The 15,220-nt window shown below is 68.6% G+C and carries 12 protein-coding genes; 3 read left to right on the forward strand and 9 right to left on the reverse strand.

The genetic code is table 11. The features are described 5' to 3' along the window. Positions 1-51: 51 nt before the first annotated feature. Both ABEA07_RS20655 and ABEA07_RS20660 read right to left on the reverse strand, forming a co-directional pair. Positions 52-798: a response regulator transcription factor gene (locus ABEA07_RS20655; protein WP_345540189.1), complete on the reverse strand. Its 747-nt coding sequence runs from the start codon at positions 796-798 to the stop codon at positions 52-54. Continuing rightward, positions 795-2,432, reverse strand: coding sequence for a PAS-domain containing protein (locus ABEA07_RS20660; protein ID WP_345540190.1), 1,638 nt, complete (start codon positions 2,430-2,432; stop codon positions 795-797). Before ABEA07_RS20660 ends, ABEA07_RS20655 begins: the two co-directional genes overlap by 4 nt. Positions 2,433-2,711: 279 nt before the next feature. On the opposite strand from ABEA07_RS20660, the gene acs reads away from it, so the two are divergent. Then, entirely contained in the window at positions 2,712-4,682 is a 1,971-nt protein-coding gene (gene acs / locus ABEA07_RS20665; protein ID WP_345540192.1) for an acetate--CoA ligase, read from the forward strand. A 54-nt stretch (positions 4,683-4,736) separates the two neighbouring features. On the opposite strand, the gene treF is transcribed toward acs, so the two are convergent. The 6 genes from treF to glmS all read right to left on the reverse strand — a co-directional run bounded on the left by treF (position 4,737) and on the right by glmS (position 12,148). Further along, complete coding sequence (treF, locus tag ABEA07_RS20670) at positions 4,737-6,437, reverse strand: alpha,alpha-trehalase TreF (protein ID WP_345540193.1); 1,701 nt, start codon at positions 6,435-6,437, stop codon at positions 4,737-4,739. After that, complete coding sequence (locus ABEA07_RS20675) at positions 6,434-7,201, reverse strand: SDR family NAD(P)-dependent oxidoreductase (RefSeq protein ID WP_345540194.1); 768 nt, start codon at positions 7,199-7,201, stop codon at positions 6,434-6,436. Before ABEA07_RS20675 ends, treF begins: the two co-directional genes overlap by 4 nt. Positions 7,202-7,434: 233 nt before the next feature. After that, entirely contained in the window at positions 7,435-8,742 is a 1,308-nt protein-coding gene (locus ABEA07_RS20680) for a DUF2254 domain-containing protein (protein WP_345540195.1), read from the reverse strand. A gap of 75 nt (positions 8,743-8,817) precedes the next feature. Then, positions 8,818-9,714 (reverse strand): YihY/virulence factor BrkB family protein, encoded by an 897-nt coding sequence (locus ABEA07_RS20685; RefSeq protein WP_345540196.1) that lies wholly within the window; start codon positions 9,712-9,714, stop codon positions 8,818-8,820. 103 nt (positions 9,715-9,817) lie between these two features. Beyond that, entirely contained in the window at positions 9,818-10,159 is a 342-nt protein-coding gene (locus ABEA07_RS20690; protein WP_345540198.1) for an SH3 domain-containing protein, read from the reverse strand. Between the two features lie 108 nt (positions 10,160-10,267). Continuing rightward, on the reverse strand, positions 10,268-12,148 hold the full coding sequence (gene glmS / locus ABEA07_RS20695) for a glutamine--fructose-6-phosphate transaminase (isomerizing) (RefSeq protein WP_345540199.1): 1,881 nt from the start codon (positions 12,146-12,148) through the stop codon (positions 10,268-10,270). Positions 12,149-12,297: 149 nt separating this feature from the next. On the opposite strand from glmS, the gene ABEA07_RS20700 reads away from it, so the two are divergent. Further along, complete coding sequence (locus ABEA07_RS20700) at positions 12,298-12,846, forward strand: Lrp/AsnC family transcriptional regulator (RefSeq protein ID WP_345540201.1); 549 nt, start codon at positions 12,298-12,300, stop codon at positions 12,844-12,846. A 20-nt stretch (positions 12,847-12,866) separates the two neighbouring features. Here ABEA07_RS20700 and glmU read toward each other — a convergent pair whose 3' ends face one another. Further along, complete coding sequence (gene glmU / locus ABEA07_RS20705) at positions 12,867-14,294, reverse strand: bifunctional UDP-N-acetylglucosamine diphosphorylase/glucosamine-1-phosphate N-acetyltransferase GlmU (protein WP_345540202.1); 1,428 nt, start codon at positions 14,292-14,294, stop codon at positions 12,867-12,869. Here glmU and ABEA07_RS20710 point away from each other — a divergent pair. Further along, a complete protein-coding gene (locus ABEA07_RS20710; protein WP_345540204.1) occupies positions 14,293-15,174 on the forward strand; it encodes a DUF6279 family lipoprotein in 882 nt (293 codons plus the stop codon). The two genes, glmU and ABEA07_RS20710, sit on opposite strands and share 2 nt — an antisense overlap. The last annotated feature ends 46 nt before the right edge of the window (positions 15,175-15,220 follow it).

Genomic DNA, 15,220 nt, shown 5'->3' on the forward strand with positions numbered 1-15,220 from the left:
GCAAATATTCGTCACACTGCGGTGCAATCGGTGCGCAATGCGCCGCGCGCCTCAGCTCCAGCTGACGTCCGCGGCCAGCAGGTAACCGGCGCCGTACACGGTCTTGATGATCGAGGGCGCATGCGGGTCGGGCTCGATCTTCCGGCGCAGGCGCGAGATGCGCACGTCGATGCTGCGGTCGCTGGGCAGCAGGTCGCGCGCGCCCACCAGCTGCTCGCGCGTGAGGATCTGGTGCGGCCGCTCGACGAAGCAGCGCAGCACCTGCGTCTCGGCCGTGCCCAGGAGGTGCTCGCTGCCGTCGGGCGCGCGCAGGATGTTGGCCGCGCAATCGATGCGCCAGCCCAGAAAGCTGGCATAGCGGCGCTGCCGGCCACCGGCCGAGCCCGGCACGAACCTGCGCCGGCGCAGGATGCTGCGAACCCTCGCCACCAGCTCGCGCGGCTCGAAAGGCTTGATGACGTAGTCGTCGCCGCCCAGCTCCAGCCCCATGACGCGATCGGCCGCGTGGCCGCGTCCCGTGAGGATCAGCACACCCGCGGTGGATTGCGAGCTGATGCGCCGCAGCAGGTCCAGGCCGTCCATGTCCGGCAGGCCGAGGTCGACGATGCACAGGTCCGGCGTCTCGGTCTGCATGCGCCGCAAGGCGCTCACACCGGTCTGGAAGCCTTCGCAGCTGAAGCCGAAGTCCTTCAGTGTGGCGAGCACGATGCGGGCCACCTCGGGGTCGTCTTCGATCACGAAGATCAGCGAAGGCGGGGCGCCGTCTTCGTCCGCTGGAGGGATGAAAGGGGTGCTCATCGCTTCGAAGCCTCGATGGCTTTGTCCAGTTGCGCGCGCGTGAAGGGCTTGGCCAGCAACGGCACACCGGGCACGCGCAGGTCGCCGGGGGCGTAGCCGCTCATCAGGACCACGGCGTGCGCGCGGCGGCCCTCACGGGCCGCGCGCGCAACCTCGCGCCCGTCCACGCCACCGGGCATGCTCACGTCCGACAGCAGCAGGACGATCCCGTCGGTGCGGGCCAGCAGGCTCAGCGCCTCGGCACCGTTGCCGGCTTCGAGCACCGAATAGCCCAGGGCCAGCAGATCGCGCCGGACCACGCGGCGGACCTCGTCGTCGTCGTCCACCAGCAGCGCCAGGCCGCGCTCGGCGCTGGGCACAGCCTCGGATGGCGCGGGCGCGGGCGCGGGCGCGGCCGCCTGGGCCTCCTCGGGCACGCCGGCCGGCAGCCACAGCGAGACGGTGGTCCCTTGCCCCGGCGCGCTGCGCACCTCGATGGCCCCGCCCGACTGCTTGATGAAACCGTAGACCATGGCCATGCCCAGCCCGCTGCCGCGGCCAGCTTGCTTGGTGGTGAAGAAGGGTTCGAAGATGTGGGCCAGCGTGTGCGCGTCCATGCCGGCGCCGTCGTCCCGCACCTGGACGTGCGCGTACGGCCCGGGCGCGACGTGCAGCGCCTGCGCGGCCGGCGCGTCCAGCACGGCCTGCGTGGCGCCGATCTGGATGCGTCCGCCGGGGCGTGCGGCATCGCGGGCATTGAGCAGCAGGTTGAGCAGGGCCTGCTCCAGCAGGCCCGCGTCGATCCAGGCACGCACCGGGGCCCGGGTCCCCAGGATGTCCAGGATGTCGAGGGACAAGCTCTCCGGCAGCGAACGCCGCACCAGCTTCGCGGTGCTCTCGAGCAGAGCGCAGACATCCAGGTTCACGGCCTTGAGCGGCTGCCGCCGCGCGAAGCTGAGAAGGCCCTTGACCAGGTCCGCGCCACGCCGTGAAGCGTCCAGGGCGGGCTGCACGAATTCCGGCACGAGCGGGTCGTCCCCGCGTACACGGGCCAACGCGGCCAGGTTGCCGATCACCACGGTCAGGATGTTGTTGAAGTCGTGCGCCAACCCGCCCGTCAGCTGCCCCAGCGCCTCGAGCTTCTGCGCCCGGGCGATCAGTTCCTGCGAACGCTTCTGCTCCCGCAGCAGCTCGCCGGTGCGCGCCGCCACGCGGCTCTCGAGTTCCGCGTTCTGCTCGAGGATGGTGCGCTCGGCCGCGCGCTGGGCGGTGACGTCGGAATAGAGCGTGACGAAGCCGTGGCCGGGCAGCGGCATGCCGCGAATCCGCAGCACGCGGCCGTCGGGGCGCGTGCGCTCGATCTCGTGCGACTCGAAGCCGCGCGCGGCCTCCACCCGCTCGGCCACCAGGGCTTCCGGATCGCCGGGGCCGTACTCCCCGCGCTTGGCGTTGTAGCGAATGAAGCTCTCGAAGGGCGCGCCCAGATAGGCCATGTCCTCCGGAAAGTCCAGCAGGCGGACATAGGCGGTGTTCCAGGCCACCAGTCGCAGGTCGCCGTCGAAGATCGACAGACCCTGGTCCAGCAGGTCCAGTCCGGCCTGCAAGGTCTGGTAGCGGCCCAGGGCTTCGGCCGGCAACGAAGGCGCGTCGTGCATGGTGGCCTCCGGAGTGTCTCGCCCCGTGCGGGCGGCCGGCGCCGTCATCGGGACCATGCAAACATTCGTCATCTTTGAGCGGGGCTGGTGAAAACTTTGTCCGCGATGCTACGGGTCCCACCAGGAGGTCCCTATGACGCAGATCAAACCCTCGCCGTAGGGCGTGGACCAGAATGCGGCGAATTTCGTCGCCCTGTCGCCGCCGAGTTCGAACCAGCGCCGCCGCCATCGCCTTCATGCCGGCGCCATCGACCCATGAGTCTCACAGCAGGAAGCCCCATGACCCACACCGACACCCGCCGCTACCTTCCGCCCGAAGACCTGGTGCGCAACGCCCATGTCTCCGGCCGCGCCGCCTACGACGCCCTGGTGGCGGAAGCCGAGGCCGATCCCCAGGGCTACTGGGGGCGGCTCGCGCGCGAATTCGTGAGCTGGAAGAAGCCCTTCACGCGCGTGCTCGACGACAGCGAGGCGCCCTTCTTCAAGTGGTTCGACGACGGCACGCTCAATGCGTCCTACAACTGCCTGGACCGCAACATCGAGCGCGGCCTGGGCCGCAAGACGGCGATCATCTTCGAAGCCGATGACGGCCGCGTCACCCGCGTCACCTACGCCGAGTTGCTGGAGCGCGTGTGCCGCACGGCCAACGCGCTGAAGTCGCTCGGCGTGGCAAAGGGAGACCGCGTGGTGATCTACCTGCCGATGTCGATCGAGGGCGTGGTCGCCATGCAGGCCTGTGCCCGCATCGGCGCCATCCACTCGGTGGTGTTCGGCGGCTTTTCTGCGCAGGCCTTGCGCGACCGCATCGCCGATACGGGCGCCGTGCTGGTGATGACGGCCGACCAGCAGGTGCGCGGCGGCAAGGTGCTGCCGCTGAAGACCATCGTCGACGAGGCGCTGGCCCTGGGCGGCTGCGAGCGCGTGCGGCACGTGCTGGTCGCCCGGCGTACCGGCGCGCCGGTGCCTTTCCAGGCGCCCCGCGACATCTGGGCGCCCGCACTGGTGGATGCGCAACCGGCGACCTGCGAGCCCGAGTGGGTGGAAGCCGAGCATCCCCTCTTCCTGCTCTACACCTCCGGCTCCACCGGCAAGCCCAAGGGCGTGCAGCACGCCACCGGCGGCTACCTGCTGCATGCGGCCCTGACCTGCCAATGGACCTTCGACCTGAAGCCCGAGGACGTGTTCTGGTGCACCGCGGACATCGGCTGGGTGACCGGCCACACCTACATCGCCTACGGGCCGCTGGCGCTGGGCGCCACGCAAGTGGTCTTCGAGGGCGTGCCCACCTACCCCGACGCGGGCCGCTTCTGGAAGATGATCGAGGACCACCTGGTCACGGTGTTCTACACCGCGCCGACCGCGATCCGTTCCCTCATCAAGGCAGCGGAGGCCACGCCCTCGGTGCACCCGCGCCGCTACGACCTGTCGTCCCTTCGCATCCTGGGTTCGGTGGGCGAGCCCATCAACCCGGCCGCGTGGACCTGGTACCACGAACAGGTGGGCGGCGGGCGCTGCCCCATCGTCGACACCTTCTGGCAGACCGAAACCGGTGGGCACATGATCACGCCGCTGCCCGGCGTGACCGAGCTGGTGCCGGGTTCCTGCACGCTTCCCTTCCCGGGCATCAGTGCCGCGGTGGTGGACGAAACCGGCCAGGAGCTGCCCTGGGGCCAGGGCGGCATCCTGGTGGTGAAGAAGCCCTGGCCGTCGATGATCCGCACCATCTGGGGCGACCCCGGCCGCTTCAAGTCCAGCTACTTTCCGGAGGATTTCAAGGGGCGCTACTACCTCGCCGGCGACGGAGCCGTGCGCGACGCCCGAACGGGCTACTTCACCATCACCGGGCGCATCGACGACGTGCTCAACGTGAGCGGCCACCGCATGGGCACGATGGAGATCGAGTCCGCGCTGGTCGCCTGCACCGAGCTGGTGGCCGAGGCGGCGGTGGTGGGCCGCGCCGACGAGACCACCGGCGAGGCGATCTGCGCCTTCGTCGTGCTCAAGCGCCCGCGCCCCACGGGCGAGGAAGCCAGGAAGATCGCGGCCGAACTGCGCGAGTGGGTGGCCCGGGAGATCGGCCCCATCGCGAAGCCCAAGGACATCCGCTTCGGCGACAACCTGCCCAAGACGCGCAGCGGCAAGATCATGCGCCGGCTGCTGCGCTCGGTCGCGCAGGGCGAAGCGATCACGCAGGACACGTCCACGCTCGAGAACCCGGCCATCCTGGCGCAGCTGGCCGAGCGCAGCTGAGGGCGCGGCGCCGGCGGATGGACGTTCGGCGACGCACCGAGCGTCACCGGAGTTCTATCGGTGCTGACCCGTCGGCAAGCGCGCCCTGCAATCCCTTGCCGAATGCGACGGATGCAGCGCCAGCAGGGCCGCCGCCACGCCGTTGGTCCATCCGAAACCATCCTGCAGCGGATATTCGCCGCCGAGGCCGCCGCGCGTCGCTTCATTGTCCACCGCGCGCAATGCGTACTTCTCGATCAGCTTCCCCTCGCGTTCGTAGATGGCCGCGACGGTGCACAACCAGCGGTGCGCGATGGTGTCCGCCAGTTCGTTGTGGCCGTGGCGACGCAGGCCCTGCACCGCCATCCACTGCAGCGGCGCCCAGCCATTGGGACGGTCCCACTGCTGGTCGCTGGCGCGCTCGGTGGTGGCGAGGCCGCCGGGCGCGACGAGACGCCTGCGCACGGTGTCGGCCAGCGCCGCCGCGCGGCGGTCATCGGCCAGGCCGGCAAACAGTGGCACCACGCATGCGGCGGTCAGGCAGGTACGCCGCGCGGCACGCTTCCAGTCGTGGTCGAAGTAGGCCCCCGATGCCTCGTCCCACATCAGGGCGTGAATCGCGTCGCGACGGGCCTGGGCGAGTCTGCCGAACCGGTCGGCCGTGGCCGCATCGCCGGCCTGGGCCGCCAGTGCGGCAATGTCACGCTCCAGCCGATACAGGAATGAATTGAGGTCCACCGGCAGGATGTCGGTGGTGCAGATGCTCGCCAGCGAGGGCGCCGTCTCCGCCTTGCGTCTGCCCCCGTCCTCACGCGCCGGCGCCGATGCGGGCGCAGCCCCCTGCAACCAGCGCGTCGAGAAGTCCCAGCCGGACTCGCAGGCCGCACGCAGGTCGCGGTAGACCTCCTGCGGCTCACGGCCCGCGTGGCGTGCCGTCGTGACGTCCTCCAGCCACGATTCTTCGCGCGGCGTGTCGCGCTCGTCCCAGAAGCGGTTGAGCAGGCGGCCGTCGGCGAGTCTCACGACACGCCGGCTGGCCTGGCCGGGCGCGAGGCCATCGGCATCGCGCATCCACCAGGCATGCTCCTGGCGCAGCTGCGGTAAGTGGTCGACGGCTCGGGCGAGGCCGTGCGCCTCGGCCAGCTCGACCATGAAGGCGAACAGGGGCGGCTGCGAACGCCCGAGGTAGTAGCTGCGGGTGCCGTTGGGCACATGCCCATAGGTGTCGATCAGGTAGGCGAAGTTCTCGAGCATGTCGCCGACAAGGCGGTCCTGCCCGTCGGCGGCCAGGCCGAGCATCGTGAAGTAGGAATCCCAGTAGTAGAGCTCGCCGAAACGCCCTCCCGGCACCACATAAGGATGCGGCAACTGCAGCAGGGAAGACGCCGGCGGGTGCGCATCGGGATGCCTGGTCAGCACTGGCCAGAGCCTGGCGATGTGCTCGCGGATGGGCTGGCCCGGCACGGACTCGTAGTCGGTCGGCGCCGGCTGCAGGGAACGGAAATGGGCGCGCACGAAGTGCGCCAGATCGAAATCCGCCGCCTCGCACTGAGCGCGATAGGCCGACAGGATGTCCGACGGCTCGCCCACCGGCGCGCAGTCGACGAAGGTCTTGCTGTCCTCGAAGACACGGCTCTGCTGGACCGCGACGAAGAGTTCCTGGTAACGGTCCGCAGGGCTCAGCACGTCGGGCGCCGGCGCGCGCTGGGCGCGAACGCGCCGCTCGCCGGGTGAATGCGCCGGCATCTCCTTCTCGCGCTGTGCATGGCCGCTCATTGTTCGTCGTAGCTCCACAGCAGGCCGCCATCCACCACGATCGTCGTGCCGGTGATGTAGCGCGCACCGTCCGCGGCCAGGAAGGCAGCCACACCGGCCACGTCACCCGGCTCGCCCAGGCGATTCAGCGGAATCCTGGCCAGCAAGGGTGCCATCAGCCGAGGGTTGCTCAGGAGCCGGGCATTGATGGGCGTCTCGATCGCGCCCGGGGCGATGTTGTTGACGGTGATCCCGAGTGGCGCCAGCTCGATCGCGAGGTTGCGCATCAGCATTTTGAGCCCTCCCTTGCTCGTGCAATAGGGCGTGAAGTTCGGAAAAGGCAGCTCTTCGTGAACCGAGCTGATGTTGATGATCGCGCCTGTGCGCTGCGCGCGGCGGCACAGCCGGGCGAAGGTCTGGCAGAGGAAAAGGGGGCCTTTCAGGTTGACTGCCATCACGCGGTCATAGTCTTCCTCCGTCACATCGAGCAGGGCGGCGCGGCGCTCGATGCCGGCATTGTTGACGAGGATGTCGACCGGTCCCAACTCATCGACGGCGCGCTCCAGAGCGCTGCGTATCACCGCCGGCTGCGACACGTCGCCGATGGCGCTCGCGCAGCGCCGCCCGAGCGCGCGGATCTGCTCGCGCGTGGCCTCGGCGCGATCGTCATCGCGAAGCGCGTTGATCACGATGTCGGCACCTTCCCGCGCCAGCTTCAGCGCGATCGCCTGGCCGATGCCTTGGGTGCAGCCGGTGACCAGGGCGATCCTGTTGTGCAGTGTCATGTCGGGGTCCAGGAACGAATGGGATTTCGAGAAGCATGCAGTGCATCGGCCTGCACGTCTTCGGCTCACCGAGATAGATGCGCTTCAGCGCGCCGGGTTTGTCGGAATCTCGTTCTTCCGCTGTAGGACCAGGCCGCAAGCGCGCGGACGGGGCCGGATGCCGGTGGGCATGGCGCCGTGGCGGGCCGGGTCTCGCCTCGGGTTGAACACCGCACGACTTTCCCGGTCGGGCATCACCTGCAACGACTTTCGATACGGCTGGCCCGGTGGAACTCGTCGAGGCGATCGAGGAAAGCTTGAAGATCGGCCGCGTTCGCGATCGTCCGTCTGGCATCCGCCGCAATCGCCTCGGCATGCCGCCGCAAGGTTTCGATTCGTGGAGGGCGTTGCTCGCAGAAGGCCACAGCCGCGAGCACGTCGATCATCCGCGTCAGCACCGAAACGCTTCCGCTGCTTGCAGCCTCCTGCCGGATGGTGTGGAACATCACGTCGGCCAGGCCGTCGTAGTCGATCGCGGGGACCACGAGGTGGATATGGCCGGCAACGCGGTAGGTGCCCTGGACGAGTTCGTGCTGGCTGATCTCGCACAGGCTCGCGCCGAGCCGGTCAAGCACGCCGATCGCAGTGTTGGGGTCGTTGATGCCGCGCGACAACGCTCGAACCGCGACCTCCACCAGTTGGCGGATCGCATGCGCGGGATCGTGCGCCGTCGTGCGCTCGGTTCCCAGCGAGGTAGCGGTCCGGATCGCCTGGTCCGCTCCCTCGCATCGGGGGCGGACCAAAGCAATGGGTGTGTGGGGAAAAACGTAATCGCCGGGGCGCACGAGCATCCGGATGACAAGCTCGCGATCGGCGGCCCACTGGGCCAGCATGGCGGTGTCCAGGTGCTGCACATATCCGCGGCGCGGGTCGCACACCGTCTCGGCATCCGCCCAGAAGGATTCTGGCACCGCCTCTTGCCGCGCGGCCTCGGAGCAAAGTGCATCGAGCGCGCTGCGAAGATCCTGGCTGACCAGTTCGACCACCGTGTCGACGTTGATCCGCCCGGCCATGTGGCCGATGAAATAGACCAGCATCCCCACGCACACGCCTGCCATCAGGAGGTCGACGGTCATCGCCAGGTGTGGAACGAAATCTCCTTCCTCCACGCTGCGGACGCTGCGCAGAACCAGCAGCGAATAGGCGAAGGTTGCCAGGAACGCACCCAGCGTCAATTGGCTGCCCCTGTCGGCCGTGAAGTTGCGCAGCAACCGTGGCCCCATCTGCCCGGCGGTCAGCGACAGGGCCGCGATGGTGATCGAGAACAGGGTGCCGGCCACGGCGATGGACGAGGAGGCCACGGCGCCGAGCAGCGTCCGGGCGCCGGTCATGCCGCCGTCGTAAAGGTACTCGGGACTGATCCATCGGGTCGACCAGCCATGGCGATCCAGCCAGACGAGCGCGATTGCGGCAACCGCGCCCGCCAGAACCATCGCACCCGGCACGATCCAGAAGGTGGAGCGCAAAAAGGTCAGGCTTTTGAACAAGAGCTTGCGAAGCATGCTGCAGACCCCTTGCGCGCCTCTGTCGGATGCAGGCGCTCAGTGTGGAACAACCGGCCGGGCGTCAGGGCCACTTCACGATCCCGAGGAATCAGGCGAGGGCTTGCGCAACACGCCGTTGATCTCCGCGCCGAAGATCAGGGTCGTGGCGCTGAGGTAGAGAAAGATCAGCGTCGCGACGGTACCGGCGAACCCGCCGTAGATCAGCGCCAGCTTGCCTGCCGTTCGCAAGGTGTACGACAGCACGTAGGCCGCCCCGACCCACATCGCCGCGCCGACCAGCGCACCCGGGATGACGGTCACGGCGCGCTGCCGGATGTCCGGCAGGAAGGCGTACATCAGGATGTACAGCACCACCAGGGCCGCGAAAGCCAGGAGGTAGCGCACCGCCGCGTGCAGCCAGATCTCGCCGCCGGCGCCATGCGCGTTGAGCAGTTGCCACGCGTACGGCAGGATGACCACGGAACTGAAGGCGACGAGCACACCGCTGCCGACCACGATCGTGAAAAGAGTGACCTTGATCCGCGCCTGCCAGAACGCCGCGCCGCGTTCGACGCCATAGGCGCGATTCAAGGCCGTGCGCACGGCTTGCATGCCCGACGACGCCGTCCAGAGCGTGACAAGCGCCCCCACCGCCACCAACGTCCGGCTGCGTTGCGCGAGAACCTGATCGATCACGGGCTGGAGGGCCGTGCGCACGACACCGGGCGTGTATTCCAGCGCCCGCGTCGCCAGCGCGGCGGCGTCGCCGGGTTCGCCGATGAAGGCCGCTGCCGCCGACAGGAGAATCAGCAGCGGAAACAGGGACAGGAGCAGCGAGAAGGACATGCTTCCCGCCTGGTTCGCGCTCTGGTGAAGGATGTAGTTGCGGATCGCCTGGACCACCACGCGCAACCCGCGCGTCTGCGTTGCGATCCGGATGAGGGCTGCGACAACGGGATGTGAATCGTGCGAGGAGCGCTGTGCCGGCATTGCCGGGTCATTCTAGGTCGGGTGCGGATTGCACGGCCGTGCGCACCGGCACGTAGGCCAGCCGCAGATCACGCATGACCAGGAGCAGGCGGTGTCGCCGGGCCTACCAGCCCCAGACAAGTCTGCGCGCCACCCACCCCGTCGTGCCGCGTTCGTGTCGCACTTTGATCCAGGCCCCGCGGCGGTCGAGGGTACGCAGCACGTCGCCATACTTGGCCCGTCCGACAATCCGGCTGTTTGTGCCGGGCGAGCGGCGCATGTTGGCCACGTTGGAGACGACGATGTGGTGAGGCGTCCGGTTCACCATGGAGCGCAGCACCCAGCCGCGGTCGTTCTCGAAGTCGCGCACCTTGAGCCAACTGCCCTTGCGGCCCAGCACCGAGAGCGGATAGCCGCGGCTCACGACCCAATCGGCGTCGTGACGGAGACCAGGCCCCGAACGCATGTTGACATGCCGCCACCGTCGTCATGCGCTGCACTTGCGCCATGGGGAGGGGGGCCGTCGGCAAATCCCTCATAGCATGATGTCTGTACCCTGATGGGACAACAACGCCTACTCGACCGTCACCGACTTCGCCAGATTCCGAGGCTTGTCCACATCCGTCCCCCGCGCACACGCCGTGTGATAGGCCAGCAATTGCAGAGGCACCACATGCAGCAGCGGTGACAGCGCACCGTAGTGCTCGGGCATGCGAATCACGTGAAGGCCTTCGCCGCTTTCGATGTGCGTATCGCCGTCTGCGAGCACATAGAGCACGCCGCCGCGCGCGCGCACTTCCTGCAGATTGCTCTTGAGCTTTTCCAGCAGCGCGTCGTTGGGCGCCACCGCCACGACAGGCATCTCGCTGGTCACCAGCGCCAGCGGCCCGTGCTTGAGTTCGCCGGCAGCGTAGGCTTCGGCGTGGATGTAGGTCACTTCCTTGAGCTTGAGCGCACCTTCCAGCGCGATCGGGTAGTGCAAACCGCGGCCGAGGAAGAGCGCGTTCTCCTTGCGTGCGAAGTCCTCGGCCCAGCTGATGATCTGCGGCTCCAGCGCCAGCACGGACTGCAGCGCGACGGGCAGATGGCGCATCTCTTTCAGGTACCGCCCCTCCTCCGCCTCGCTCAACCGGCCCTTGGCCTGGGCCAGCGTCAGCGTCAGGAGGAACAGGCCCGCCAGCTGGGTGGTGAAGGCCTTGGTCGATGCGACACCGATCTCGACGCCCGCGCGCGTGATGTAGGCCAACTTGCACTCGCGCACCATCGCGCTGGTGGCGACGTTGCACACGGTCAGCGTCTGCTCCATGCCCAGCGAGCGCGCATGGCGCAGCGCCGCGAGCGTGTCGGCCGTTTCGCCGGACTGGCTGATGGTCACGACCAGGGTCTTGGGGTCGGGCACGGAATCGCGGTAGCGGTATTCGCTGGCGATCTCGACCTGGGTGGGCAGCTTCGCGATGCTCTCCAGCCAGTACTTGGCGGTGCAGCCGCTGTAGTAGCTGGTGCCGCAGGCGAGGATGAGGATCTTGTCGATCTCCTTGAACACGCGCCAGGCCGCGGCACCGGGGGTTCCATCCTGCGCCATGCCGTCGAAGAGCTCGGGCACGATGCCCTCGATGCCTTCCAGCGTGTCGCCGATGGCGCGCGGCTGCTCGAAGATCTCTTTCTGCATGAAGTGGCGGTAGGGCCCCAGCTCGGCGGCCCCGCTGTGGGCGAGCACGGTGCGCACCGGGCGGTCCACAGGCTTGTGGGCCCGGTCGGCGATCCAGTAGCGGCCGGGCTGGATGTCGACCACGTCGCCCTCCTCCAGGTAGACGATCTGGTCGGTCACGCCGGCGAGGGCCATGGCGTCGCTGGCCAGGAAGTTCTCGCCGCCTTCCTTGCCGACGCCGAGGATCAGCGGCGAGCCGGCGCGCGCACCCACCACGCGGTGCGGCTCGTCGCGGCAGATCGCGGCGATGGCATAGGCGCCCTGCAGCTGCTGCACGCTGGTCTTCAGGGCCTCGAAGAGATCGCCGTCGTAGTGGCTGTCGATCAGGTGCGCGATGACCTCGGTGTCGGTCTGGCTCTCGAAGACGTAGCCCTTGGCCTGCAGCCTGGCGCGCAGGCTTTCGTGGTTTTCGATGATGCCGTTGTGCACGAGTGCAATTCGGCCCGGGCGCGTGGTGCCTGCGCCGGCGCCGGGGCCGTGGCTGAAGTGGGGGTGGGCGTTGTGCACGGCCGGCGCGCCGTGCGTGGCCCAGCGGGTGTGGGCAATGCCGGTGTGGCCGTCGATCCGGTCCTCCGCCACCTGGGTCAGCAGGTCAGCAACGCGAGCGGTGGTGCGGGCACGCTGCAATCCCCCGGCATGCACGGCGACGCCGCAGGAGTCGTAACCGCGGTATTCCAGGCGCTGCAGGCCCTGGACGAGGATGGGAACGATGTTGCGTGCGGAGACGGCGCCGACGATGCCACACATGAAGAGGCTCCTGTGGATGAAAGGTAGGGATGGTAGGAGACCGAAGTGAAATTTGTGATCAATGAATTAACAAATCAGAATGGATATTTCACATTTCACGCCATCTGCAGTAATATTTCATCTCATCATCGACTGAGAAACGTGATTGCATGGACGCGACCGACTTGCAGCTTTTGGACGCCCTCCAGCACGACGCCTCCCACAGCAATCAGGCCTTGGCCGAACGCTTCAACCTGTCCCCTGCGACCTGTCTGCGCCGCGTCCGGCGGCTGCATGAAGGGGGCTGGATCGCGCGCGAGGTGGCCCTGCTCGATCCGCAACGCGTCGGCGCGGTGCTCACGGCAGTGATCGAGGTGTCGCTGGACCGGCAGGACGCCGCGTCCCTGGACGCGTTCGAGGCCAGGGTCGTGGCCGACGAGGCCGTGCAGCAGTGCTATCGGGTCTCGCCCGGTCCCGATTTCGTGCTGATCGCGACGGTGCGCGACATGCCCGGCTACCAGGCCTTGGCACAGCGCCTGTTCACCACGGATGCCAACGTGCGCAACGTGAAGGCCTTCTTCAGCATCAAGCGGGCGAAGTTCGACACGCGCATGCCGCTGCCGCCGGCGACGCCTTCGGGCCCGCCGCCCGCCGCCGGGCCGTCGCAAGGCGGCCGCGGCTCCCCCTCGGGCGGTGGAGAAGCACACGCAGCGCCGTGACGTGAGAAGTCCAGGGGGCCTTATTTTTTCGGGCGCTTCCAGTTCGGGTAGCTGACCTGTCGGCTGCGCGAGATGGTGAGCCCGCCCGGCTCGGTGCTCTTGGTCACGGTGGAGCCGCCGCCGATGGTGCCGCCCGCGCCGATGGTGATCGGCGCCACCAGCACGCAGTTGCTGCCGATGTGCACGTCGTCCCCGATGACCGTGCGATGCTTGTGAGCGCCGTCGTAGTTGGCCGTGATGCTGCCGGCGCCGTAGTTGACACGCTCGCCGACGGTGGCGTCACCCAGGTAGGCCAGGTGGTTGGCCTTGGCGCCGGCCGCCAGCGTGGAATTCTTGATCTCGACGAAGTTGCCGATGTGGACCTCCGGCCCCAGGCGCGCGCCAGGCCGCAGCCGGGCGAAGGGCCCGACCAGCGCGCCCACGCCCACCGTCGCGCCGGCCTTCTCGCCGTCGATGTGGGTGAAGGGATGGATGATGGCTCCCGTGTCGATACGTGCATTGGCGATCACGCAGTTGGCCCCCACGCGCACGCCCGCACCCAGCGAGACGGCCCCCTCGAAGACGCAGTTGACGTCGATCTCCACGTCCGCTTCGCAGACCAGCGAGCCGCGCACGTCGATGCGCGCCGGATCGGCCAGCCGCACGCCCTGTTCCAGCAGCGCGTCGGCCTGACGCCGCTGGTAGGCACGCTCGAGTGCCGCCAGCTGGGCCGGCGTGTTGATGCCCGCCACTTCCAGCGGGTCTTCGACACGGTGCGCCACCACCGGCACGCCGTCGATGGTGGCGAAGCCGACCACGTCGGTCAGGTAGTACTCGCCCTGGGCGTTCCTGTTGTCCAGCCGCGCGAGCCAGGGCCGGAGCAGCTGCGTCGGCACCGCCATCACGCCGGTGTAGATCTCGCGGATGGCGCGCTGCGTCTCGCTCGCGTCCTTTTCCTCGACGATGGCTTGCACCTCGCCCTCGGTGTCCGGGTCGGCGGCGGGGGCGCGAACGATGCGGCCGTAGCCTGTCGGGTTCTCGGCCTCGATGGTGAGCAGCGCGAGCCGGCGTCCGGCACTCTGGGCGATCAGGTCGCGCAGGGTGGCCTCGCCGATGAGGGGCACGTCGCCCGAGAGCACCACCACCGTGCCGTCGTCGGGCAGGAGCGGCACGGCCTGCTGCATCGCATGGCCGGTGCCCAGCTGCGGCACCTGGCGCGCAAACTGCGGCACCACGCCGGCCACGCCCTCGCCGAGTGCGGCTTCGACATCGGTCGCGCCATGGCCGGTGACCACCACCACGTGCCGGGCGCCGACGCGCGCGGCGGTGTCGACCACGTGCGCCACCAGGGCACGGCCACCCAAACGATGCAACACTTTGGGCAGGCTGCTTTTCATGCGCGTGCCCTTGCCGGCCGCCATGATGACGACATCGACCGGTTCCCGGTGTTCCTGTGGAGTCCTGTTCATGCTTTCTCGATTGCGTTGCTTCTGGCTGGCGCGAATTATCGGCGCGCTGCTCGTGGCCGCCGTGCTGGCTTCCTGCAGCGCGGTCAAGCTGGCCTACAACAACCTGCCGGAACTGAGCTACTGGTGGCTCGACAGCTACCTCGATTTCGATGGCGCTCAGATGCCGCGCGTGCGCGACGAACTGGCCAGTCTGCTGGCCTGGCACCGCCGCAGCGAACTGCCGAAGATCACCGCCCTGCTGCGCGAGGCCCAGGCCCTGGCGCCCGGCGACATCACGCCACGGCAGGTGTGCGACTTCGTCGACCGCATCCGCGAGCGCCTGCTCGTCGTGGCGGTGCAGGCCGAAGGCCCGGGCACCGAGCTGGCGCTGAGCCTGAGCCCGGCGCAGGTGGACCAGCTCGACCACAAGTACGCGAAGAACAACGCCGAGTACCGCAAGGAATGGCTGGAGCGCGCGCCGGCACGCTGGAAGGAGAGACGGTACGAGCGCTTCCTCGACCGCCACGAGGACTTCTACGGCCCCCTCGATGCGGCCCAGCGCGAGTTGCTCAAGCGGCAGGTGGCGCAGTCGGTGTTCGACCCGCGCGCCCTGGACCGCGAGCGCCGCGCGCGTCAGCAGGAGGCACTGGCCTTGCTGCGCGGCTTCCAGTCCCGCCGCCCGCCGCCGGCCGAAGCCCGCGCCGCCATCCATGCCTACGTGCAGCGTGTCGCCGACCCGCCGCCCGGCCCCTGGCGCGAGCAGCAGCAGGCGCTGCAGGAGGAAGGCTGCCGCCACCTGGCGGCACTGCACAACAGCACCACCCCCCGGCAGCGCGAACAGGCGGTGCGCCGGCTGCAGGCCTACGAACGCGACTTGGGCGATCTGGCGGCGGCCCTTTGAGGCATCCGTCACGCGCCCATGTAGAACATTTGTTTACACTCTGCCG

Source organism: Variovorax defluvii (assembly GCF_039541515.1).
GTDB lineage: Bacteria > Pseudomonadota > Gammaproteobacteria > Burkholderiales > Burkholderiaceae_C > Variovorax > Variovorax defluvii.

Bases quoted from the DNA above. Each gene is read 5' to 3' on its own strand.
- ABEA07_RS20655 (WP_345540189.1), bottom strand. From the start codon at position 798: ATGAGCACCCCTTTCATCCCTCCAGCGGACGAAGACGGCGCCCCGCCT.
- ABEA07_RS20660 (WP_345540190.1), bottom strand. From the start codon at position 2,432: ATGCACGACGCGCCTTCGTTGCCGGCCGAAGCCCTGGGCCGCTACCAG.
- acs (WP_345540192.1), top strand. From the start codon at position 2,712: ATGACCCACACCGACACCCGCCGCTACCTTCCGCCCGAAGACCTGGTG.
- treF (WP_345540193.1), bottom strand. From the start codon at position 6,437: ATGAGCGGCCATGCACAGCGCGAGAAGGAGATGCCGGCGCATTCACCC.
- ABEA07_RS20675 (WP_345540194.1), bottom strand. From the start codon at position 7,201: ATGACACTGCACAACAGGATCGCCCTGGTCACCGGCTGCACCCAAGGC.
- ABEA07_RS20680 (WP_345540195.1), bottom strand. From the start codon at position 8,742: ATGCTTCGCAAGCTCTTGTTCAAAAGCCTGACCTTTTTGCGCTCCACC.
- ABEA07_RS20685 (WP_345540196.1), bottom strand. From the start codon at position 9,714: ATGCCGGCACAGCGCTCCTCGCACGATTCACATCCCGTTGTCGCAGCC.
- ABEA07_RS20690 (WP_345540198.1), bottom strand. From the start codon at position 10,159: ATGCGTTCGGGGCCTGGTCTCCGTCACGACGCCGATTGGGTCGTGAGC.
- glmS (WP_345540199.1), bottom strand. From the start codon at position 12,148: ATGTGTGGCATCGTCGGCGCCGTCTCCGCACGCAACATCGTTCCCATC.
- ABEA07_RS20700 (WP_345540201.1), top strand. From the start codon at position 12,298: ATGGACGCGACCGACTTGCAGCTTTTGGACGCCCTCCAGCACGACGCC.
- ABEA07_RS20710 (WP_345540204.1), top strand. From the start codon at position 14,293: ATGCTTTCTCGATTGCGTTGCTTCTGGCTGGCGCGAATTATCGGCGCG.
- glmU (WP_345540202.1), bottom strand. From the start codon at position 14,294: ATGAACAGGACTCCACAGGAACACCGGGAACCGGTCGATGTCGTCATC.